Source organism: Bacillus aquiflavi (assembly GCF_019915265.1).
GTDB lineage: Bacteria > Bacillota > Bacilli > Bacillales > Cytobacillaceae > Bacillus_BT > Bacillus_BT aquiflavi.
Map to the genome: position 1 here is coordinate 2,374,021 of NZ_CP082780.1, position 23,202 is coordinate 2,397,222.

Sequence of the window (23,202 nt, forward strand, 5' to 3'; positions counted from 1 at the left end):
TCTATTTCCTCTGCCCTTTTTAAACGATTTAAATTTTTTATTTTATTGCTTCTATAAAATAAAAAACCTATTCATATCGAAACTAAAAATGGCCGAGCTTCACTTTATTTATGTTATTGTTTCATAAAAACGATTTTTGTTCAAGAATTGTTTGTACTTTTGTAACCATTAAATCGATTGCAACATGATTATGACCACCTTCTGGTATAATTAAGTCCGCATAGCGCTTCGTTGGTTCAATGAATTGATTATGCATCGGGCGAACAACATTTACATATTGTTCGATAACAGAATCAATGGACCGTCCACGCTCATTAAGATCACGGAGCAACCTGCGAATAATGCGCAAATCTGCATCAGTATCAACGAATAACTTAATATCCATCAGTTCTCTTAAACGAGCATCCTCAAGAACTAAAATTCCCTCTAATATAATAACGTCCTTCGGATGGACATCTATGACCTCGTCTGAGCGAGTATGCAGTTTATAATTATATACTGGTTTTGCAATCGATTCATAACGGAGCAACTTTTTAATGTGCTCAATTAATAAATCATTATCAAATGCAAGTGGATGATCGTAATTTGTCTTTAAGCGTTCTTCAAACGGTAAATGGCTTTGGTCTTTATAGTAATAATCTTGCTCAAGCATTAAAATTGAATGACCGCGAAAGCGATCATAAATAGCTCTCGTTACGCTTGTCTTACCTGATCCCGAACCGCCTGCTACGCCAATAACAACTGGCTTTTTCTGCTTCATTCTAGTTCTCCTTTCGCATCATGTTGTTCGGGTAAACAAGCTTATTCATTTTAAACTTAACGATTTGAAGTGGATGACGTGCAGCGTCAAGCTCATTTCCATCTTCATCCCATATTTTCTCTATTACATGCGTGAAGTTTTCAATTTCTGAACCGAAAAATTCAACTTCATCTCCAGACTTAAAATAATTTCTTTGCTGAAGTGTCACTATTTGCGTATCAGGATTATAGTCAAGCACTAAACCAACAAAATCGAATTTAGTCTTTTTGCTATGATTTCCAAACATTTGCTCTTTATACCCTGGAGTTCCTTCAAAAAACGCTGGAGCGGTTTCTCGATTAGCACATTTATCCAACTCATCAAGCCACTCTTGTTTAATGACGAAATGCTCAGGATCGGCACAATATGCATCAATCACTTTACGATAAACACTTACGACTGTAGCTACATAATGAATTGATTTCATTCGGCCTTCGATTTTCAAACTATCTATTCCAAGCTCAATCATCTTTGGGATGGACTCAATGAGTTTTAAATCTTTTGGACTCATCGCAAAAGGAGCATCCTGATCCGTAAATAGGGCGGTATTTTTTTCTCCCTCTAGCTTATATAAATCGTAATCCCAGCGGCATGATTGACAGCAGCCACCGCGATTTGAATCACGGGCTGTCATATGATTGCTTAATGTACAGCGGCCTGAATAGGCAATACACATTGCACCGTGAATAAATGTTTCAATTTCAATATCGACTTTCTCTTTCATTTCTTTTATTTCTTCTGCACTCGTTTCACGAGCGAGAACTACCCGGTCTAATCCCTCTTCTTTCCAAAATTGAACAGCTTTCCAATTTGATAAAGATTGCTGTGTACTTAGATGAACTTCAACGTTTGGGGCGACACGTCGGCATGTTTCAATAATAAGGGGATCAGCGACAATTATTCCTGTAATCCCAGCTGCTTGTAATCCCTTTAAATAATCTTCTAATCCATCTATATTTTCGTTATGTGCATAAATGTTAGTTGTCACATATATTTTAGCTCCATATTTTTGAGCAAATTCGACGCCTTCTTTCATTTCATCAAAAGAGAAATTATCAGCATTCGAACGCAGACCGTACTCTCGACCACCAATATAGACTGCATCAGCTCCATAGAGAACTGCAACTTTCAATTTTTCTAAATTACCAGCAGGAGCAAGAAGTTCAGGCTTTTTTACTATTACTCTTTTCCCATTCACAATTTCGGAAATTTTGTCCTTTAATACTGCCATCTTGTTCCCTCCTTTTTTAGTCATTGCAAGGCTTATCACGGTTTTTTCAAAAAAACTTAAGCGGTTTAATACACTGTTTCTTTAAAGAAAAAGCCCGTATCCAACGGACGATGCTCCGGTTGAATTTTTTCTATTTCATTTAATAGTTCTGTTCGTTTTTCTTCATACTTTTCGGCATCTTCTACACAAAGATCAATTGCTTCACGATACAGTTCAGTTACCCGGATTAAATACTTACTGCTTTTAAAAATACCGTCAATTTTAAATGAGTCAACTCCTGCATTAATTAGCTCTTCCAACTCATCAATGATGCAAATATCGTTTGGACTCATAATATGAGTTCCATTTTCATCTTCAAAAATTGGATATTTATTGTTACGCTCTTTATCGTGTAAAAACATATTTCGTTCATACTTTCGATTCTCTATCTCCATCACATTTCCTTGATATTCAAAATAATTTCCGAGGAGAGAGCGTTTTGATTGGAACATACAAGTCATTCCATGCACTTGAACTTCAATTTCAACTTCAGCATTTTCCTTCGTTTCGATCATTGCGTCCATATTAATTTCACGAGCCAATACAGCACGTGCTGCCCCTTTGCGCCCCCAATAATTACATGTATACCAGTTCGTTGCAGTTGTCTCTGTATTCCAATGAAGCTTCATTTTAGGTGCGATTTCCCGAACTGTCATTAATACAGCTGGATCACCAAAAATGATTGCATCTGCTTTTATTTCTTTCAGAAATTTAATATAATTGGCAAGCTCACCGACTTTATCGTTATGAAAAATTGCATTCATCGCCACATAAACCTTTTTCCCTTTAGAATGGGCAAGAGCAATTGCCTTTTGAACATCTTCACGATTAAATTCACCTGAAAGACGCAATCCATAGCGCTGTTCACCGATTACGAAAGCATCTGCACCTGCTGCTGCTAAAAGTGGAATATCATGAACACATGTTGGAGTTACTAATAATTCAGGTTTTTTCATTTCAGATCACCCCGTTTTTTACTTATTGCTACTCCATCACCAACAGGAATAATCACTGTATCATATTTACCATTATTTACTAGCCATTGATTAAACTGAGTAATTTTGTTAACCAAGGCTTTTCTTACGCTTATTTTTCTATTTTCTCGCTATTATAAACTAGTCCCTTGAAAAGTACATTATCTGTAATGATAATTCCATCCGGTGTCAAATCATTCTCATATAATTCAAAAAAGCGTCTATACTGTCCTTTTGCAGCATCAATAAAAATTGCATCAAACAATCCAAACTGACTAACGGCTGTCACCGTTTCAAGTGCGTCACCTTTTATTAAATGAATTTGATTTTGCTTATCAGATCTTTTTATAAATTGTTCAGCAAGTGAAAATCGATCATCGTCTCTCTCAATTGACACAATTTTCGTATCTAGTAAGGCATAAGCCATACGTAGTGCTGAATAACCAATCGCTGTTCCAATTTCCAAAACGGCCTTTGGCTGTTGAATACGTAATATTTGCAGTAATACTTCCATACTTGATAGTTCCATAATTGGTACATTGTTCTTTTTAGCGTACTCTTCCATCTCGATTAAAAGAGATGGCCGTTCTGGAATCGATTTATTTATATATTCATGCAGCTTTTCTGCTTCCAAGCTGCCCTCACCTCTATCCTAGACGAATTAAAACAACAAAAACTCGGCTAGAGCTATTGATATGTTAGCTCTAGCCGGATATTTTTATGATGAATACTTAGTTATTTTATCATAAATAAAGAGGGATTGCTAATTTAATCCCTCATGGACTATTGATAAACGCTCGCATTCTCCGTTGTAAGCTCGAAAGTTAGATGTTCTACTCGTTTTTCGCGCCGTTACCCGACGCTCGACTTACAAGCATTTTTAACTAATCCTTAAATTACCACTTCTATTTCTTATTAGTTATATGTTTTGCCTTTTCTTGATTATGCTCATCAAGTGTTTTTGTAAAAATAACCTCACCATTAGAGGTTGCTAAGAAATAAAGGAAATCGGTTTCTTCAGGATTTAATGCAGCCTCTATTGACATCTTTCCAGCATTAGCAATTGGTCCTGGCGGCAACCCCTTATGCTTCTACGTATTATACGGTGAATCAACCTCTAAATCTTTATAAAGAGTTCGTTCTTTATGCTCACCTAAAGCATATAGTACGGTTGGATCAGTTTGCAAAGGCATTCCAGCCTTTATTCGATTATAAAAAACACTTGCATTTTTTTCTCGGTCAACTTTTTTTGTCGCTTCTTCTTCTATAAGAGCCGCCATTGTCAAGAGCTTATGCGGTGTAAATTCCTTTTCTTCCATTTGACCAGTGTAGTCATTAAGCACTTCTCTTGTTTTATCTAGCATTGACTTAATAATTTCCTCAGTACTTGGATTTTCTTTATAAAACGGGTAAGTAGCTGGGAATAAATAACCTTCCAACGGATAGTTAATATCTTTTTGCAAAATTTCATCCGTTAAAATATCCGAATATTCTTCCATTATTTCTTTAATAAAGGCTCGATCATTTAATTGCTTAAAAACATCCTCTTTCTTTTGATTCGTCTTTTCTGCGATAATATCAGCGATTTGAACAAGCTGCTTTCCTTCAGGAATTGTATTTTTTAAAACAACTTCTTCGACTAACTTCCCTTTTTTTAACGTATCAATAATTTCAGGCAACGTCATCGCTTGAGTCAATTTATAATTACCTGCCTGAAAATCACCTTCATTTTTTATCTTGATGTAAAGCTTGAATATTTTAGCGTTTTTAATTACTTTATTTTCTTCTAAAATTTTACTGATCGTTGTAATCGAAGATCCAATCGGAATTTCTACTGGTATTTCTTTTTTATTATCCGGATCTACAGCCTTTAAAGCAGATTTAACATAAATATATCCACCGCCTGCGACAAGAAAAATCGCAATAAATAAGATAATAGAGATGACTAAGACGATCTTCCTGACAACCTTTGCTTCATTTTGCCGCTCTATCATTTTTTGCATAATCATTTCTTTCCTCGGATCTTTAGACATCCGGCTCCTCCTTTTTGGGATTAACAAAACCCTCTAACAATGTATCTCGAATCATTATACTACATTTTCTTTTTATTATAGAAGCACGAAAAGATATAAAACTGCTTTTTTAGAAAAAATTCGACATTTTTTATTATAATGATATAAAATGAAAAGTATTCGTATATACACCTTAGCTTAACTATAAATTGATATTTTTATAAATGGATGGAGGAACATTATGTTTGAATGGAAAAATATATTTCGCGGGATGCTAATCGGAACTAGTGATCTTATTCCTGGCGTAAGCGGTGGCACAATTGCTGTTATTCTTGGGATTTATGATCGCTTAATTGAGGCAATAAGCGGATTTTTCACGAAAGAGTGGAAAAAGCATTTAGGGTTTTTAATCCCGCTTGGGATTGGAGTAGGCATCGTATTTATGCTATTAAGCAGGGTCATTGATTGGCTTCTTACCAATTATCCTCAACCTACACACTTTTTTTTTCTTAGGGTTGATTATAGGGATTATTCCTTATTTACTTAAAGAGATCGATTTTAAAACGAACTTTTACAGCAAAACATTACAGCATTTTAATCGTATCTGCTATTTTAATCGGAGCCACCGCTTTTTTAAAACCCGACACTCAATTAAATATTGAGTCATTAACTTTATTAACAGCTATTGGATTGTTTTTTTCAGGCTGGCTTGGCAGTATGGCAATGTTGCTCCCTGGGATTAGCGGTTCATTTATTCTTTTATTAATCGGGGTTTACGGGACCGCAATCAATGCACTTAAAACATTTAATCTTCCGATTCTTATTGTAATCGGCGCTGGTGTTGCTGTAGGTTTTATCATTAGCAGCAAAGTTATTCGTTTTTTATTAAGCAAGTTTCGTGTCGTTACATATGCTGTTATTATTGGACTTGTTTTAGGCTCCATCGTCGTAATTTATCCAGGGATTACAGCCGATATGTTTTTACTTGTTTTAAGTGTCCTTGCATTAGCTTTGGGACTATTTACAGCTGTAACCTTAGGAAAAAAAGAACATTAAGATAAAAATTCATATGATTATATTAATGGAACGGAATCATTTCTTCCATTTTTTATCACAAAAAAATCCACTGACAAGTCATTCATTTTTTCAGTGGATTTTTTGTTTAATTGATTTCATCGATTATAAAGAAAACTAAAACTTTCTACTCATTCTCCTCTTCTTCCTGAGCTAAGAATGTTTCGAGCATTTCCTCGATCATATCCCATTCTTCATCCGTTTCAATCGGCTTTAAATCACCTTGAGCATCATCTTCATCACCGCTTACATAACTTGAAGCATGAATTTCAATTTCTTCATTCTCATCTTCTTCTGCACCGACTGGATAATATAGTACATAAGATTTATTATATTCTTCTGAGTCAAACGTAAATAGTATTTCATACAACTGTTCGTTTCCTTCTTCATCGATTACGGTAATTTGATTTTCTCCGTTATCCATTGCATTCACCTCATTTTAATTTTTACTATCCAAAAATCCTTGCAAAATCATTACCGCGGCCATTTTATCAATTACTTTCTTGCGTTTTTTACGACTCATATCCGCTTCAAGCAATACTCTCTCAGCCGCCATTGTTGTTAAACGCTCGTCCCACAGTATGACAGGTAAGCCGAATGTTTTTTCTAAAAGGTCGGCAAATTTTTGACTTGCTTCACCTCTTGGTCCGATTGTCCCATTCATATTTTTAGGAAGACCAACAACAATTTTACTAACTTCGTACTCTTTAATTATTGTACCGATTTTGTCAATTCCAAATACGTTTTTTTCTTCATCAATTTGAATCGTTTCTAAACCTTGGGCTGTCCAGCCCAATTCATCACTGAGTGCAACACCGACTGTTTTAGAGCCGACGTCTAACCCCATCGTTCGCATGGATTACCCCTTTCGATGCTCTTTTAAATAAGACTTTACTAATTCTTCAATAATTTCGTCCCGTTCCAGCTTACGGATAATATTGCGTGCGTCTTGATGACGAGGGATATATGCAGGATCCCCTGACAATAAATAACCGACAATTTGGTTAATTGGGTTATAGCCTTTTTCTTGCAAAGCTTTATACACATGCAATAAAACTTCATTGACGTCATGCTCGAAAGGTTCTTCAGAAAAGTTAAATCTCATCGTCTTATCATATGAACTCACTACTTGCACCTCGCTTTTTCATTAAGCAGAGAACGTTATTGTTAATTGTTACCTTCATTCTACACTACTTTTATACGATATTAAACGGATTTTATCCAATCCTCAACAAATTTTAACGCTTCTTCAAGCTTGTTAGGGTCTTTTCCACCTGCTTGGGCCATGTCAGGACGTCCACCGCCCCCGCCGCCACAGCGTTTAGCAACCTCTTTAATTACTTTTCCAGCATGATAGCCTTTAGCAATTAAATCTTTCGTGACAGCAGCAATTAACTGCACCTTTTCTCCATTTACACTTCCAAGAACGATAATTCCAGATCCTAGCTTTTGCTTTAAATCGTCAGCCATATTGCGAAGACTATTCATATCAGTTGCTTGAACTTTTTCAGCAAGAAAAGTAATTCCGTTCACAGCTTTTGCTTTATCCTTAAGATTTCCGGCTTCTACGTTCATCATTTTTGCAGTAAGTGAATCGTTTTCCCGTTGCAGCTGCTTCACTTCCATTAATAAGCTATCAACACGGTTCACCACATCTTTTGTATTTGTTTTTAGTTTTGCAGCGACTTCTTCTAATAATCCGATTTGATCATTTAATAACTTATATGCCGCTTCCCCTGTTACAGCTTCAATTCGACGTGTTCCGGCACCAATTCCACCTTCTGAAACGATTTTAAATAAACCAATAACTGCTGTATTCGGAACGTGGCATCCACCACATAGTTCTATACTGTAGCGGTCAATTTGCACTACTCTCACAATCTCACCGTATTTTTCACCAAATAGAGCCATTGCCCCCATCGCTTTTGCATCAGTCAATGATTTATTTTCGATTTTTAGATCAATACTTTGCCAAATTTTATTATTAACAATCGCTTCAATTTGCTCTAACTCTTCCTGTTTAACTTGTCCAAAATGAGAAAAATCAAAACGGAGACGATCAGGCTCAACTGATGAACCAGCTTGATTAACATGATCTCCTAGTACATCTTTCAATGCTTGATGCAACAAGTGAGTTGCGGTATGGTTTTTTGTGATTTTAGCTCTCGTTAATTCGTTTATTGATGCTTTAACATGCTGATTCACTTTAATTGTCCCTGACTCAACAATTCCTTTATGGAGATTTTGTCCGTTTGGTGCTTTCTTAACATCTTTAATTAAAACTTTAACACCTTCTCCCTCAATTGTTCCCTCATCGGCAATTTGACCTCCGCTTTCAGCATAGAAAGGAGTGACGTCTAAAATAAATTGTATTTCATCTCCTTCTGTTGCTTCGCTTACTATTTTTCCATTTTTAACAATAACTAATACTTTTGATTTTGTTTGTAGTTGATCGTAGCCGACAAACATACTTTCTTCCATAATCTCGCCCAATACTCCACCTTGAACTTGCATAGAATCAACCTCTTGACGCGCCGCCCTTGCTCGCTCACGCTGACGCTCCATCTCCTTTTCAAAACCAGCATGATCGACTTTCAATCCTTCTTCTTTTGCATACTCTTCTGTTAACTCAATAGGAAAACCGTACGTATCATAAAGTTGAAAAATATCAACTCCTTGAATTGTATCATTACCTGCTGCTTTTTCACGGCTAATCACATTTGCTAATTTAACAAGTCCATCATGAAGCGTTTCGTGAAAACGTTCCTCCTCATTTTTAATCACTTTCTGAATAAAATCTGCCTTATCTTTTACTTCAGGGTAAAAGCTATGCATGATTTCACCGACTTTTGGAACGAGTTCAAACATGAACGGACGATTAATATTAAGATGTTTTGCATAGCGAACAGCCCGGCGCAATAGACGGCGCAATACGTATCCTCTTCCTTCATTTGAAGGCAACGCACCATCGCCGACTGCAAAAGCGACTGTCCGAATGTGATCAGCAATTACTTTAAATGCTACATCCTTCTCTTGATCAACGCCATATTTTTCCCCAGCTATTAATTCGATAGCTTTTATAATTGGCATAAATAAATCAGTCTCATAGTTTGTAGGAACGTTCTGAATAACTGATGCCATCCGCTCAAGACCCATTCCTGTATCAATATTTTTCTTAGGAAGTGAAGTATATGTTCCATCTGGGTTATGATTAAATTCCGAGAAAACAAGGTTCCAAACTTCTAAATATCGGTCATTTTCTCCTCCCGGGTATAACTCAGAGTCATGCGGATCATTTCCATACTCTGGACCGCGATCATAGAAAATCTCTGTATTTGGACCACTTGGACCTTCACCTATATCCCAAAAATTCCCTTCCAAGCGAATAATTCGCTTTTCTGGAATACCAATTTTCGTTTTCCAAATATGATAAGCTTCATCATCTTCTGGATGAACAGTTACCGACAAACGTTCTTCCTCGAAACCAATCCACTTTTTATCAGTTAAAAATTCCCAAGCCCAAACAATCGCCTCTTCTTTGAAATAGTCACCAATTGAAAAGTTTCCAAGCATTTCAAAAAACGTATGATGGCGAGCCGTTTTACCTACATTTTCAATGTCATTTGTTCGAATAGACTTTTGAGCATTTGCGATCCGCGGATTTTTTGGAATTACACGTCCGTCAAAATATTTTTTTAATGTTGCAACCCCGCTATTAATCCACAATAGCGATGGATCTTCATGAGGTACTAGTGGAGAACTAGGTTCAATTGAGTGATTTTTTTCTTTAAAAAAATCTAAAAACATTGCACGAATTTCAGCACTTTTTAGTTGCTTCATGATTAATCCTCCTATAATGTATTTCAATTTTTATAAAAAAAAAAAAAAACTCCCATCCCCCTGACAGGGGCGAGAGTTTTCCCGCGGTACCACCCTGATTACGGATGTATAATACATCCATTTCTCAAAAATGCCTTAACGGGGCGGCCGGCAGGGATTAGCTGCACTCGGGATTAGCGTTCAGTTATCCTTCATTTAAGGTTTCTTCCAGCCTATGAAAACCTCTCTCTTCCATGCAGATGCACTCAAATGGACTATAACGTACTCAATCCTTCATTGTTTTCCGATTATATTGTTCTAGTCGAAATTATAAGCGAGAAAAACAGGCTTTGTCAATGTTGTCGTTCGATAAAGCGAAACTTCAAACATTGTTTGGGTGCACTTATTTTTACGATCTTACAGTCGGGAGTCCAGCATGGGAGAAAAGGACTAATGTTTAGGTTGATTCTGACTCACGCTTACGTTTCGCAAAATGCACACGCCCATGAAGAAGTCCAACCCGCAAAATGGCTAAAACAGGAACAGCAAGAATTAAACCAAGAATACCCGCAATTTCTCCGCCTGCAAGCAAAGAAAACATAATTAACAATGGATGCATTTGCAACGTTTTTCCTACGATAAACGGTGATAAAATATTTCCTTCAACAAACTGTAAAGTAAATACAATTACTAAAGTAATCACAACCATTTTCATTGACGTTGTTGCCGCAATCACAACAGCTGGAAATGCACCGATAAGAGGACCAAAGTATGGGATTACATTTGTTATACCAATTATAAAACCTAGGAGCAGTGCGTATTTCATCCCAATTAGCCATAACAATAAAGCAGACAAAGCACCTACAATCACACAAACTAAAAGTTGTCCTCTAATATATCCTCCTAAAGATTGATCAACATCTTGTAAAAATAAAACTCCTTCTTTCCTCCATTTACGAGGTGTTAAATACCAAACAGCTTTTTTTAGAACGTTATAATCTTTAAGCATATAAAAAGCAATAAAAGGAATTAAAGCAATTAATACAAAGGCATTTAAAACATTTAACATTCCATTTAGAATACTTGTTAAAAAACGATCAATTGCTTTTTCCATCTCGATGATTCCATCATAAATTCGTTCTTTAATCCCATTCGGCCATGCGGCAGCTTCCTTTTGAATACTACTGAGCCAATTTCGATATTGCTCAGCAAAAGCCGGAACATCTTCAGATAAATCCTTTAATTCATCAATAAATACGGGAATGCCTTTATAAAGTGCATAGCCTACTCCTCCAAAAAACAATAAATAAATGATTAACACGGAGACTCCTCTATGTAAACCGCTGTCATGCAGTCTTTCAATTATAGGATTTAATAAATAAGTAATAAATGCTGCAATAAGAAATGGTGATAAAATTGTCATCGTCACTTTTAAAATTGGAAGCCACACTTGTTGAAGCTTCCAAAAGATAAACGTCACAATAAACAAAAGGAGAAGAAACCCAAGCCGGTAAAACCATTTTATTTGGATATCCACTACGCAAGCCCTCCTTCCTATTATTGTTAGTGTCAAACACTTATTTATACGAAAAAAAAAAAAAAAGGAAAAAAACCGTCTTTTTTCTAAATATTTAATAGATTTTTATATAAAAAATAAGCATTTACCTCTTTATTTTTTGAGCTAAATGCTTATTAATTGCTACAATCTCATCAATTGTAACTTCTTAATCTAATACTAGTTCATAAAATCCGGTATGTACTTTCTTCTTTATAAGTCGACATAAATTTGTTCCAAAAGGAACTGCAAAACGGGGGGGGGTTTCTGATGAATAGGGAATATGTATCGATGAACTGGCGAATTTTTTCTAGCTCTTTTTGGATGAATTTCTTTCCTGTATCCTTCACTGTCCGGAGAGACAGTTTTGACATTTCACTGACTTGCGCTAGTTTTTTCCTTCTACCTTTTACCCTTTAAAACTAGCGAGCCTTATGCCGACAACTTCATTTGCTTAGGATACTCTTCCTTATTAATTGTATGTTTTTCAGGAGAGTTTGGGGATTGGGGGCTTCAATTTTGAATCTTCCCCATCCCATTAACTTGGGTATTGCATAAAACAGAAGGATTTAATTATCTTTCTGTTAATCCGTCTATTTTCCAGCTAGATTTTTCTAAAACTAACTCGTTATTCACTTGCAAAAGTAGTATGGAATATACTTCATCAGTCATATGGGCTATTTCATCGGGAGAAAATTCAATTTCAGCTTCATGATCACAAAAAGCGTAATTAAATTTGAGACATTCATAATTTTTCATAAAAAAGTTAATTATATTCTCTTCTAATTCATCCAAATTTATCCCCTCAAGCAATTCCTCTTTAATGTCAACGAGAAATCCAAAATACTCATTCGTTACCTCAATGGAAATAACCATTTCCTTTAGCTTTTCATTAAATAAATTGGACATGATGGTTATGCTCCCATAGTATGAATTAATTAAAGAACTATACATTGATTTCGCTAGTTCACTATTTATTCCACTAAATTCTTTCCATTTAGTACCTTGTAAGTCCGTAGAGTATTTGAAAGATTTAATATAACCATCATCACTTACGAAAAGATTACTAACATTTCTTGTAATATTTTCGGCATTTGCTAACTGTTTACTAGCATAAACAATTCCTAGACTAATATTACTTCCCATGATTTCACCCCATTACTTAATTCTTATTCCATTTTCAACATGAAATTCTAATTGTTTTTGGTTAAATTTCCAACCACTAATAAATTCACCTTTCATACCTGTATAGACACCGATACCATCTTTTATATAAACATATACTTCTTGTCCTCGATAGTTAGATTTAAAAATATTCGTAGCCTTTTCTACATGTTTGATTATTTCTTTTTCAAATAACTCTGCATTTACCTTATTATAGTTTCCTTTAATTCCAAAATCACCAGCATGTTTATATTTTTTTTGTAATTTTGCTTTATTAATGTTTATTTCAGGTAGATTATATAACTTTCCAGCTCCTGTACTACCTTTACTAATTGTTTGATATTGATTTTCTGCTATCTTCTTACCAGTTCCACCCACACCTGCCGACACTTTGCCCCCGCTAATCCGATAAATTTGCTCTTCAGCTAATCTCACTCCGCGCGTTCCGACCACACCTGTCGCATATGCAGGCATGAGGCGGTTTCCGATGAATGGGGAATATGTATCGATGAACTGGCGAATTCTTTCTAGCTTTTTAAAGAAAAAAAAAACAAAAGAAGTAATAGTTACAGTTTACTTTCCTACTACTTCTTTACTTCACAAGTATGCTATTCTTCTTATATATCTTTCCAAACTTTATCGCTTAGAATTGCGTCTACCCACTTTTTTTTTTCATTCTCCATTATATTATACTCATTTTCATATCCAAGCTTCTTTAATGTAGCACATGCCACAACTCTCATTGTAAAATTCCCAACACCTCTATCACTAATTTCTTCATGACCATTCACTAAATCTTTTAACGACTCAATTATCTTATCAGAAATTAGTTTTTTCTTTGCAATTTCAAACATAATAAGATATAATAGAAATTCATTTTTGTAACTAAGACCATTTTCTAAATCCTCAAGTGTATAATCATTATTCTTTATTTTATTCTTTAATGTCCTTATAGGATTCATAAAAACTCTCCTTTTACTTTCCTAGAATATTATTTCGTTCTCTTAAAAAATTTTCATACAATTTTCTAGCTAATTCTTTGTTTCCTGCTTCTTCAGCTAATTTTATTTCTCTCATATAAGCATTAAATTCTGTTCGAATTCTGAATTGCTCATCAAATAACGTTTCCATCCCTCTAAAACCATCAGCTAAATCATCTAAATAATGTTGTTGTTCATGCATTAAAGCACTAAATGAAGCATTATTATCAATATTTAGTTGCGGAGCTCGAAAGTCTGTTTTAGGACTATATCCCATTGTACCGTTTTCTTTCATTACTACTTCTACTCCATCTTTTTTTAACTTACCAATAATTTGATTCCACTCGGTAAGATGACTATTTTTTCCTGAACCCCACACTTTTTTTGCTGGATCCGGATCATATTGACTAAATTTATATGGCTGTTTCCCTACTGTTTTTAAATTCATATCATCCAAACCCATTCTTTGGTTCACTGATTTTCCTGATACTACATCATCCCAAAATTGATTATATCTTTTGGCATCTCTCAAACTCATTTCACCAAATGCACTTACACCAACTTCACTAGCCTTCTTACCAGTTCCACCCACACCTCCCGACACTTTGCCCCCGCTAATCCGATAAATTTGCTCTTCAGCTAATCTCACTCCGCGCGTTCCGACCACACCTGTCGCATATGCAGGCATGAGGCGGTTTCCGATGAATGGGGAATATGTATCGATGAACTGGCGAATTCTTTCTAGCTCTTTTTGGGTGATTTGCTTTCCTGTATCCTTCACTGTCCGGAGAGATAGTTTTGACATTTCACTGACTTGCGCTAGTTTTTTCCTTGCTTTATCCTTTTTTTAAAAAAAAAAATCCATAGAGATTGCTTCTCTATGGATTTCGTTTATCATTTATTGTATAGCTACTTTATTCATACCTATGTTCTTTTTTAAGCTCTTCTCTTTTTTCTTCAACATTATAACCAAATCTCTTAATTGTTGTGAATCAATCTCATAGGATCGAAAAGTATCAAAATCATCATACATACCTTCGAAGAAATCCGTAATAAGTGTTTTATATTTACGAATTTCTACTGAAAACGATTCTCGTTTGCTTCTTCATAATCCTTTTCCCCAGTTAGATACTATCTATCTCATCTAATATACTATATTTTAAAACGCCACCAAACCTGCTTTTTTAGGATCACCATAAAGTTTAGTATTTCCATTTAACGTTGTCTTTTTTACCATTAAAATCTATTAAGGTAGATAATCCCGATGTTAGTTTAATACTCATCAAAATAATTAGTGATAATTTTATTTATAGATGGACTATCTATTGTACTATCAGTAATATAAGACAAAAATAAGTCATATACAGCTTGATTCTTATATGTTTTTAAAATTGTTAATAAAAATTCTATGATTTCAGAGCCTGCACTTTCAATTTTTTTTTTATTGAAATACTGTGTAAGTATTTCAATACTTGTCATCGTTTTTTTTTTTTGAAATTGCATCAAGTAAAAGTAATTTTTTTTCTTCTTCAGCATACATTTCAGAAGTAATGCAGGTTAGTAACTCTTTTTCTGACAATTCCTCTTGAAAGATATTTACTATACTTTTTTTTTAGCATATTTATAGTTTTCTTCATCATCATTGTAGTAATCTTCAAAGAAAAGAGCTAGTATTTATTAGACTATATACATAGTGGTTTCCCTCTCTATCATAATTAATCAAATTATCTTTATAGATTTCAAAATCAACACTATCATAAACCGACAACCCACCAAAATCATCGACGATTCGGATTTCTTCTATCTTATTATTTTTCCCTATGTCTCCAAAAACAACAGGATATAATTTATTAATAGTTATATCTCTTTTAAAATTATTACTTATTGTTTTTACAATCATAAAATTACCTAACCCCTTTTGGAATAAAATTTTCATCTAAATCAATAATCCAAAAATTATCTGTTATTCCGTTTCTTTTTTTCAAATCTCTAGGAATCGGTACTTTCATTTTTACATCATAATAGCTAATATCACCTGTGTCCAAATTTCTATAATAGTGAATTTTCCCAGTTCCCATAGATGTTTCGTAGCTATAGATTGATTCCATTTTAGCCCAATCAGATATCAAGCTACCATTTTTAGTCAATTCGGAAATTACTTTAGGATCCTTTAAGTTCTTACCAGGAATAATAGCTTTAGAGTTTTCAATTATATCATCTTTAATTAAAAACATTCTATAGTCTTGATATGATTTAATATCCTTAGCTCCACTAGCCTTCTTACCAGTTCCACCCACACCTACCGACAATTTGCCCCCGCTAATCCGATAAATTTGCTCTTCAGCTAATCTCACTCCGCGAGTTCCGACCACACCTGTCGCATATGCTGGCATGAGGCGGTTTCCAATGAATGGGGAATATGTATCGATGAACTGGCGAATTCTTTCTAGCTCTTTTTGGGTGATTTGCTTTCCCGTATCCTTCACTGTCCGGAGAGACAGTTTTGACATTTCACTGACTTGCGCTAGTTTTTTCCTTGCTTGAATTCGAGTCGAGTTTTGGAATGCTAACATTCCTTTTGCCGCTTTTCCGGCTCTCCCGGTTCTGATAAACCAACTAGGTGGTGCGACTGTTAAAACAGTCCAGCCAACTGCCTCGAGCCATTCGGGAAAGCTAAGTTTTTTCCCTGTGAATGGATCTTTCCCATTAAACGCTCGGTAAAGATCGTTTACTCCAATCACTTCCCCAGTTCCTTGAAGAAAGCCCTTAAGCGTTATTCCTTCGCTTACTTGTGTTGTTCGATTAACAGGCTGAATGGTGCGAATCATTTGATTAAATTCTGGAATGTTATGTTGACTTAAAAATGCGTTAATGTTTGATATCGCTTCTAAATAAGGATCGATTGGTTTTGCAGTAGAAAGGGTTTGCTCTAAGGACGGCATTTTTTCGTTGATATAAATTCGTTCCCTTTTTGCTTAACCGCGTCCATCTCATATTCTACCGCAGCGAGATCTTCTGGGGCAAGAAGATGAGAAGCTTCACGGAGCACTGCTAATTGACTTTCGATGGTTTCAGCTTGCTGTTCATAATGCCTGTACATCTTTTTTAAATATGCTGCTATTTCTTCTGTGTGAACGATTAGTTTTCCCACTGGGTCACCTCCTGCTAATCTAGTTTCCCATATAGATCTTCCATTTGTTTCGTTTCGTAAGTTTGATAGCTTGTTGTGTCTGAACTTGATGTGTGATACATTGCAGCTAATTCTGCGTCTGTGTTCGTAAATTGAGTGGCCATTTCTGAAGCATTATCTTGGAGTGTGACGATATTATTTATTTGCTAAAACTTCCATTAAGTTAATGAGCGAATCGACATAATGATGAATGCCTGCTAAGCTTGTATGCTCAAATCCTTGTTCTTCTAAATTTCGCTTAAACTGAATGAGCGTCCCGATCATCGATTCAGCTTGAAATCGCTCTTCGAAAAGTGTTTGATATCATTCCTCTATGCGCTCAGGATCAATTTTAATTTGTCCCATTTACATCACCCTTCTCTATCGAACATATTTTTTTTTTTTTTGTTCGGCAGTTACTATTTCGGCATCTGTCATTTGGATGAGATGAAGCAATTTTTCAATATATTGCTCGGCTAATTTTGTTCCTTCGACATATTGTTGAACAACTTCTTGATAGCTTTCAATCGATTCCCCGGATAAGTCGGCAAAAACTAAGTTAAACTTAGAGACGATCCGATTTGTTGAATCAATGAACGCATCTAATTGCGTTTGTACTTTCGTCATCCCAGTCATTGTTTTTTTCAGAATCATATTCAATGTTGGCGCTGCCTTTTCCAGCTGTCGTCATACATATCCACCTTTCACGAGCATTGTTTTGACACTCGGATCGATTTTCGTTGTCGTTACATAAAGCGAGCGTTCCGCTTGCGGAATCCCTACTAATTTCCTCGCATGATCATGATAAGAGGACATTTTCTCCATTTCTAACGTTTGTTTTCGTGTACGCAATACAGTCAACAAGGCGCTATACTTTTGATCATAATGAAGGAGAAACGTATCTAATCTTTCAAATAGGTCCTCCGACGCTGTTTTTGCTAGACTATGATTCCAATCGCTTGAACTGATTGGTGCTAGACAAACGTGATCAATGCCGTCAAGATTTGATAATTGTTGAATGGCAGTTTCTAAACGGCGAATCCGTGTATCATAATCCATCCTCTTCGTCCCCTTTCCTTCATCTATAGTGCCTTTTTTATTCAATTAAAAACTCGTCGTTTACTCGTCCTTTTTTTAACGGTGTCAGTTGTTCCCAATCTTTTATAAAATGTAGAAGCTGTGCTTCTTCCGCTTCGGCATATCCGGTAAAATATCACTTCTTCAATATCCTCATCATTGAAAAAATATACTTCATCTTCTGCCATTCCGACAGGATAGCGACATGCCATATAATCCAAATAAACATTTTCATGATTTATATTTTCAACAATTGGTTTCCGACCAATAATCATTAACTTTTCTTCTCCACGTTCTAATAGAACGATGCTTCCAAGCGGTAACATTGTTTTCACCTCATCTTCATTAAAAAAGCGGATTCTGCACGTCATAATCTTCGGCAAAAATATGTTTAATTTTAGTATGTAAGATGACAATATTGTTACTAATATTAATAATTTATTACTCTATCGTCAATATTTTTTGTCGTTTGAAAAAAAAAAAATAGGTATTTTATCATCTTAACTAATCATTCTTTTATTGGATATGATTTAATTTCACTAATTTTATGTCTATGTCATCATCTAATACATGTATATTACTATAACAGCTAACTCACCTGGCGATTCTGGGATACCAATTGATTCGATAAATAAACATATTCCACAACTACTTTCTAACACTTTTATACCAAGTTAATGCTTTTCGTTCAATCTTTAACACTAGTTGTTCCTTCCCTTTCATGTAGGAGGCAATGTCATCTGGGAAACATTTAGATAACTCCTCTTTTAAGTCTCCATACTTTTGTGAAACGTCTTGATGTATACGTAAATAATCACGAAAAGCAAGATGACGTTCAATTTGTGAATCACCTATTTCAAACATATGAACGTGATGTGTTCGCTGAGCTCCTCCCTTTTCAAAATATCGACGACCTGCTATTCCATTTTCCCCTTTTGATTCATAACCAATCAGGATCATTTTATTGTTAAACTGATCAATCTGTTTTATATCTTTAACGACAGGCATGATATCAATGATCGGCTTTGACTTTAACCCACCTACTGACGTACTCCCGATGTGATGAATTTCAATTATTTCAGCATTAAAAATATGAAGTAACTTTTTCGCCTCTGTTTCAAACATTGAAATCCATTGCTCATCATATGGCTTGACCTCGACTTTTCTCATCTTTGAAACCCCTTTTAAAGTCATTTAGTAAAATTACCACTACATCATATCATATCAAATGGTTACAACAAGATTAATCAATGATATAAAACAGCAATCAAAAAACCCGCACCAATTATTGGTACGGGTTAGATGTTAATACAACATTTTCGATACTGTTTTTCGGATTCTTTTCATTTGTCTAGTCGAAATCAGGTTATTTTTTCGGGCATAGTTATATGCTGCCATTCCGGCACCAATTGCCAATGCAGAGGTTAACATTCGATTCATTTTTTTCACCTCTAATAATGAATTGTGTGCTACATGCTGTATCGACGATCATTTTCATCAAATAAATCATCCAGTGAACTTAATGTCCCATCTTCCTCTACTTGATGCGTATGAATGATACCATTTGATAAGGAAAGCTCAATAAAGCAATGCCAACAATAATATTGGTTTACCCCAATTTTTCCAATGTTTTTACTTTGGCAGTTTGGACAAATGAACATGGAAAGGCACCTCACTCTTTATCTACATTTACGATGATGGCATCTTTCCCAATTGAGGGTGGATTTACGGTTTTAACCACTCGCTTCCCTTCCATGATGTCTGAAAAGAAGCCATCCGTTAATTCATACCCTATAATTGTGCCCATTTCTTCCAAAAAATATACATCCTCTAATAAACCGAGACGCTCTCCTTCAGTCGTTAACATTTCTTTTCCTAACAAATGACGATGATGTTGAAATGTATAATCGACATTTTCTTGTATCGGCTCAAGTTTACTCATACTTTCGACCATTACACCATCATGACCGAAAGAATGAACATTGGAAATATGAATAAACCGTGTTTTTTTGATGAATGCTCCGTTTTTAATAAGCAAACCATTGACAGTTCCTTGATCAGAAATACTTAAATCACATACTTCTCCGATCTTAGAACCGGTTGATAGCTCATAAATTGGCAGGCCTTTTAGCAACGAAAATGTCCGCAAAGATTATCCCACCTTTCGGAACATTTTTAGTTTCACCTATCCTCCATAAAATCATAAGGTGAAACGTTTTCCATTCCGATCAGCGGGTCTGTATTCATCATTCGTTCTTCATAACTTAATTGATAGATGCCTTTTTCATCAACAGCTACCCCTTGATCCTCTAAAATTCCATCTTGCAGCCTTTCATAAAGCGTTGTTTTTCGAACTTGATCGTTTATTCGCTCTACACCAATCCGCAGCGCCTCTTCTTCTCCACATAAAATGAGAAATTGTTTGCTTCTTGTGATCGCAGTATAAATTAAATTTCTTCTTAACATTCGATAATAGCTTTTAACGATCGGAAAAATGACAATCGGAAACTCACTTCCTTGAGCTTTATGAACGGAGCAGCAAAAGGCATGAGTAATTTGGTTTAAATCTTGCTTTGTATAGGTCACTTCAACTCCGTCATACGATACGATTACCATATCTTGCTTTTCTGTATTTTCTTTAGCATAAAAAATCGAAACAATCTCCCCAATATCACCATTAAAAACATGATTTTCCGGTTTGTTAACAAGTTGAAGAACTTTGTCGCCAATCCGATATTTCATCTCACCAAATTTTATTTCTTTTCGGGTTCCATCATTTGGATTAAAGATTTCTTGTAACAAGGCGTTTAGGCGGTCTATCCCAGCCGGTCCCCGATACATTGGCGCTAATACTTGAATATCCTTTGAACTGTACCCTTTTTTCTTAGCATTTAATGCAACTTTTTTAACTACCTCAGGAATTTGTACCGCTGAACATTTTATAAAGGAACGATCAACTTGTTGAGCGGAAACCGTTTCAGGAATTTTACCGACTTTTATTTTATGAGCGAGCTCAATAATTGAAGATCCTTCTGCTTGACGATATATATCTGTTAACCGCACAGTTGGAATACGTTCGGAACGGAGAAGATCTTTTAAGACTTGTCCTGGTCCTACTGATGGGAGCTGATCTTCATCTCCAACAAGAATTACTTGAATTTGATTAGGTAATGCTTTAAACAGTTGATGTACAAGCCAAATATCTATCATTGAAGTTTCATCAATAATAATAATTTTTCCTTCAAGATGGTTGTTATCATCATACGTAAAACCATCTGTTCCATTCCAACCGAGCAAACGATGAATTGTTACTGCTGGAAGCCCTGTTGATTCACTCATTCGTTTTGCAGCTCGTCCTGTAGGGGCAGCTAGTAAGAATGGATAGAGTTCATCTTTTTTATAATCTTTAGGGTTTAGGGAGCATCCGTGCAATTCACTATATAGCTCAACAATCCCCTTAATAACCGTTGTCTTCCCGGTACCGGGTCCCCCAGTTAAAATCATCATTGGCGACATTAAAGCTGTTTGAATTGCTTCTTTTTGTGACGGAGCATATTGCACATTTAATCTTTCTTCTAACTTTCCTAGAGCAAGTAAAAATTCTGATTCAGGAAATTGTTCGTTATATTCAGTTTGAGTAAGAATTCGCTTAATATTCGTTACAAATCCTTTCTCAGAAAAATAAAGGGATGGTAAGTAAACTCTTGTCTCTTCTATAATAAGCTTTCCTTCTTCTCCAAGCTTAATGAGTTCATTTGATATATCTGTATATTCGATCATATCTCGCTTATTTTCTTCGAGAAGAGTTTTTACTTTTTCAAGTAACTCTTTCGCCTCAACATAAACATGACCTTCTTGCATACATTCTGTTTCAAGTGTATACAAACAACCGGCTTTTATCCGATCAGGATGATTTCCGCTAATTCCAAGCTGATGCCCTAATTCATCTGCCCGTCCAAAACCAATCCCTTCAATATCTTCAACAAGTTTATAAGGATTTCTTTGAATGATCTCTAACGTATTTTCTTTATACATTTGATAAATACGAATGGAAAGCTGCGGACCGAATCCATATTGATTTAAAGCAATCATGATTTGTTCTAACCCTTGATGGTCTCTTAACTTATCATATAAACTTTTTGCTTTATCTGGAGACAGCTTCGGTACTCCATCTAGAAGAGATGGTTCATTTAAAATACGGCTAATCGCATTTTCACCTAATGCACTTACGATATTTTCAGCCGTTTTTTTCCCAATTCCTTGAAAAAGCTCACTCGACAAATAATTAATAACTCCTTGTTTTGTTTGCGGAATATCTTTTTTGTAATGACTTGCTTGAAATTGCGTCCCGAATTTCGGATGTTCTGTTAAATCCCCATAAAAAAAATACGTTTCTTGCTCATGAACAACGGGAAAATAACCGGTAATAACCGCCTCTTTTTCAGCATAAGCAAGATTTGTTTCTTCTACACGGATTCGCAATACAGTATATAAATTTTGCTCATTATGAAAAATCGTGACAAGATGGCGCCCCTTTATATTTTTTTTTTGTTCTTCAAACAAATGAAGTGAGCTTTGCTTTTCCATCATGTCTGCTCCTTTCAAAAAACATTAATGCAAACCGTTGCCTTCCTTTTCAATTAACTTTTTTCCGTAACTTGCAAGAAGGTGATCTGGCTGAATTTGTAATGCTTTATTAAACATCGCAAGTGCTTTTTTATCGTCTTCTTTATAACCGAAAGCTACACCTAAATTATAATAAGCATCAGCGTGATTTTGATCAATTTGTACACATTGTTCAAACTGATTGATCGCCTCATCAATCAGTCCTAATTTTGCCAAGCATAATCCGTATTGAAACCAAGCTTCGCTATCCCGTTCATTTAGTTCTACGCTTCTTTGTAAATATGGTAGAGCAAAGCGGGATTGATCGAGCTGAACAAGTGACATTCCAAGTTGAAAATATGTATCCCCATCATGAGGATTTATTTTCATTGCTTTTTCAAACATTTGTTTCGCCTCATGAAAACGTTCTAACTGATAGTACATATTTCCTGCGCAATAATAGGCTGCTGCTGCATTTGAATCAAGTTCAATGGCCTTTTCAAAAAACTTTAACGCTCGCTCTGATTCACCGACAGCAGTAAGAACATTTCCAAAATTAATATAAGCCGCAGGTTCATTCGGTTTTTGTTCAATTGCTTCATTAAATGCTTTTATCGCTTCCTCCCAATTTCCTTCTTTCATATATTTAATACCAAGTTGGTTTTTATCCATTTAAAATTCACTCCATTTCTAAAAGAATTATA

25 protein-coding genes and 3 pseudogenes are annotated in these 23,202 nt (G+C 35.3%); 1 reads left to right on the forward strand and 27 read right to left on the reverse strand.

Features of this window, described 5'->3' with window-relative positions:
* Positions 1 to 121 precede the first annotated feature (121 nt).
* The 5 genes and pseudogenes from udk to mltG all read right to left on the reverse strand — a co-directional run bounded on the left by udk (position 122) and on the right by mltG (position 5,037).
* On the reverse strand, positions 122 to 760 hold the full coding sequence (gene udk / locus K6959_RS11510) for a uridine kinase (RefSeq protein WP_163243298.1): 639 nt from the start codon (positions 758 to 760) through the stop codon (positions 122 to 124).
* A 1-nt stretch (position 761) separates the two neighbouring features.
* Positions 762 to 2,030, reverse strand: coding sequence for a peptidase U32 family protein (locus K6959_RS11515; RefSeq protein WP_163243297.1), 1,269 nt, complete (start codon positions 2,028 to 2,030; stop codon positions 762 to 764).
* A gap of 65 nt (positions 2,031 to 2,095) precedes the next feature.
* Positions 2,096 to 3,025: a peptidase U32 family protein gene (locus K6959_RS11520; RefSeq protein ID WP_163243296.1), complete on the reverse strand. Its 930-nt coding sequence runs from the start codon at positions 3,023 to 3,025 to the stop codon at positions 2,096 to 2,098.
* Positions 3,022 to 3,677 (reverse strand): annotated as a pseudogene (locus tag K6959_RS11525) (O-methyltransferase). The gene K6959_RS11520 and the pseudogene K6959_RS11525 overlap by 4 nt, the downstream one beginning before the upstream one ends.
* A 271-nt stretch (positions 3,678 to 3,948) precedes the next feature.
* Positions 3,949 to 5,037 (reverse strand): annotated as a pseudogene (gene mltG, locus K6959_RS11530) (endolytic transglycosylase MltG).
* Positions 5,038 to 5,296: 259 nt separating this feature from the next.
* Between mltG and K6959_RS11535 the strand changes: the two are divergent.
* A pseudogene (locus K6959_RS11535) lies at positions 5,297 to 6,111 on the forward strand (DUF368 domain-containing protein).
* Between the two features lie 145 nt (positions 6,112 to 6,256).
* Here the strand turns inward: K6959_RS11535 and K6959_RS11540 are convergent.
* The 22 genes from K6959_RS11540 to K6959_RS11640 all read right to left on the reverse strand — a co-directional run bounded on the left by K6959_RS11540 (position 6,257) and on the right by K6959_RS11640 (position 23,170).
* Positions 6,257 to 6,553: a DUF1292 domain-containing protein gene (locus tag K6959_RS11540; protein WP_163243292.1), complete on the reverse strand. Its 297-nt coding sequence runs from the start codon at positions 6,551 to 6,553 to the stop codon at positions 6,257 to 6,259.
* Between the two features lie 15 nt (positions 6,554 to 6,568).
* Complete coding sequence (ruvX, locus tag K6959_RS11545; protein WP_163243291.1) at positions 6,569 to 6,985, reverse strand: Holliday junction resolvase RuvX; 417 nt, start codon at positions 6,983 to 6,985, stop codon at positions 6,569 to 6,571.
* A 3-nt stretch (positions 6,986 to 6,988) separates the two neighbouring features.
* Positions 6,989 to 7,255 carry an IreB family regulatory phosphoprotein gene (locus tag K6959_RS11550; RefSeq protein ID WP_163243290.1) on the reverse strand — a complete coding sequence of 89 codons (267 nt, stop codon included), beginning with the start codon at positions 7,253 to 7,255 and terminating at the stop codon, positions 6,989 to 6,991.
* An 80-nt stretch (positions 7,256 to 7,335) separates the two neighbouring features.
* Positions 7,336 to 9,969: an alanine--tRNA ligase gene (alaS, locus tag K6959_RS11555; protein WP_223086552.1), complete on the reverse strand. Its 2,634-nt coding sequence runs from the start codon at positions 9,967 to 9,969 to the stop codon at positions 7,336 to 7,338.
* Positions 9,970 to 10,405: 436 nt separating this feature from the next.
* Positions 10,406 to 11,485, reverse strand: a complete 1,080-nt coding sequence (locus K6959_RS11560) for an AI-2E family transporter (RefSeq protein ID WP_163243288.1) — start codon at positions 11,483 to 11,485, stop codon at positions 10,406 to 10,408.
* Between the two features lie 591 nt (positions 11,486 to 12,076).
* Positions 12,077 to 12,649, reverse strand: coding sequence for an Imm64 family immunity protein (locus tag K6959_RS11565; protein WP_223086554.1), 573 nt, complete (start codon positions 12,647 to 12,649; stop codon positions 12,077 to 12,079).
* A 12-nt stretch (positions 12,650 to 12,661) separates the two neighbouring features.
* Positions 12,662 to 13,141, reverse strand: coding sequence for a colicin D domain-containing protein (locus K6959_RS11570; RefSeq protein WP_223086555.1), 480 nt, complete (start codon positions 13,139 to 13,141; stop codon positions 12,662 to 12,664).
* Between the two features lie 143 nt (positions 13,142 to 13,284).
* A complete protein-coding gene (locus K6959_RS11575) occupies positions 13,285 to 13,629 on the reverse strand; it encodes a hypothetical protein (protein WP_223086557.1) in 345 nt (114 codons plus the stop codon).
* A gap of 13 nt (positions 13,630 to 13,642) precedes the next feature.
* A complete protein-coding gene (locus tag K6959_RS11580; RefSeq protein WP_223086558.1) occupies positions 13,643 to 14,452 on the reverse strand; it encodes a hypothetical protein in 810 nt (269 codons plus the stop codon).
* Positions 14,453 to 15,301: 849 nt separating this feature from the next.
* Positions 15,302 to 15,547, reverse strand: coding sequence for a hypothetical protein (locus K6959_RS11585; RefSeq protein ID WP_223086559.1), 246 nt, complete (start codon positions 15,545 to 15,547; stop codon positions 15,302 to 15,304).
* Positions 15,548 to 15,551: 4 nt separating this feature from the next.
* Entirely contained in the window at positions 15,552 to 16,589 is a 1,038-nt protein-coding gene (locus tag K6959_RS11590) for a pre-toxin TG domain-containing protein (RefSeq protein WP_223086561.1), read from the reverse strand.
* Complete coding sequence (locus K6959_RS11595) at positions 16,577 to 16,798, reverse strand: hypothetical protein (protein WP_223086563.1); 222 nt, start codon at positions 16,796 to 16,798, stop codon at positions 16,577 to 16,579. The genes K6959_RS11590 and K6959_RS11595 overlap by 13 nt, the downstream gene beginning before the upstream one ends.
* Positions 16,799 to 16,972: 174 nt before the next feature.
* Complete coding sequence (locus tag K6959_RS19195) at positions 16,973 to 17,101, reverse strand: hypothetical protein (protein ID WP_262421776.1); 129 nt, start codon at positions 17,099 to 17,101, stop codon at positions 16,973 to 16,975.
* 96 nt (positions 17,102 to 17,197) lie between these two features.
* Positions 17,198 to 17,476, reverse strand: a complete 279-nt coding sequence (locus K6959_RS11600; protein ID WP_223086564.1) for a hypothetical protein — start codon at positions 17,474 to 17,476, stop codon at positions 17,198 to 17,200.
* 27 nt (positions 17,477 to 17,503) lie between these two features.
* A complete protein-coding gene (locus K6959_RS11605; protein WP_223086566.1) occupies positions 17,504 to 17,875 on the reverse strand; it encodes a hypothetical protein in 372 nt (123 codons plus the stop codon).
* A gap of 41 nt (positions 17,876 to 17,916) precedes the next feature.
* Positions 17,917 to 18,264, reverse strand: coding sequence for a DUF4176 domain-containing protein (locus tag K6959_RS11610; protein WP_223086567.1), 348 nt, complete (start codon positions 18,262 to 18,264; stop codon positions 17,917 to 17,919).
* Between the two features lie 277 nt (positions 18,265 to 18,541).
* Entirely contained in the window at positions 18,542 to 19,063 is a 522-nt protein-coding gene (locus K6959_RS11615) for a GrpB family protein (protein ID WP_163243210.1), read from the reverse strand.
* A gap of 135 nt (positions 19,064 to 19,198) precedes the next feature.
* On the reverse strand, positions 19,199 to 19,333 hold the full coding sequence (locus tag K6959_RS11620) for a YrzQ family protein (protein WP_163243209.1): 135 nt from the start codon (positions 19,331 to 19,333) through the stop codon (positions 19,199 to 19,201).
* A 29-nt stretch (positions 19,334 to 19,362) separates the two neighbouring features.
* Positions 19,363 to 19,554, reverse strand: coding sequence for a hypothetical protein (locus tag K6959_RS11625; protein WP_163243208.1), 192 nt, complete (start codon positions 19,552 to 19,554; stop codon positions 19,363 to 19,365).
* An 11-nt stretch (positions 19,555 to 19,565) separates the two neighbouring features.
* Entirely contained in the window at positions 19,566 to 20,042 is a 477-nt protein-coding gene (locus K6959_RS11630; protein WP_163243207.1) for a PRC-barrel domain-containing protein, read from the reverse strand.
* Between the two features lie 32 nt (positions 20,043 to 20,074).
* Entirely contained in the window at positions 20,075 to 22,480 is a 2,406-nt protein-coding gene (recD2, locus tag K6959_RS11635; protein WP_223086569.1) for an SF1B family DNA helicase RecD2, read from the reverse strand.
* Between the two features lie 24 nt (positions 22,481 to 22,504).
* The gene (locus tag K6959_RS11640; protein WP_163243205.1) at positions 22,505 to 23,170 is read right to left on the reverse strand and encodes a tetratricopeptide repeat protein; all 666 of its coding nucleotides are present in this window, start codon (positions 23,168 to 23,170) and stop codon (positions 22,505 to 22,507) included.
* Between the last annotated feature and the right edge of the window lie 32 nt (positions 23,171 to 23,202).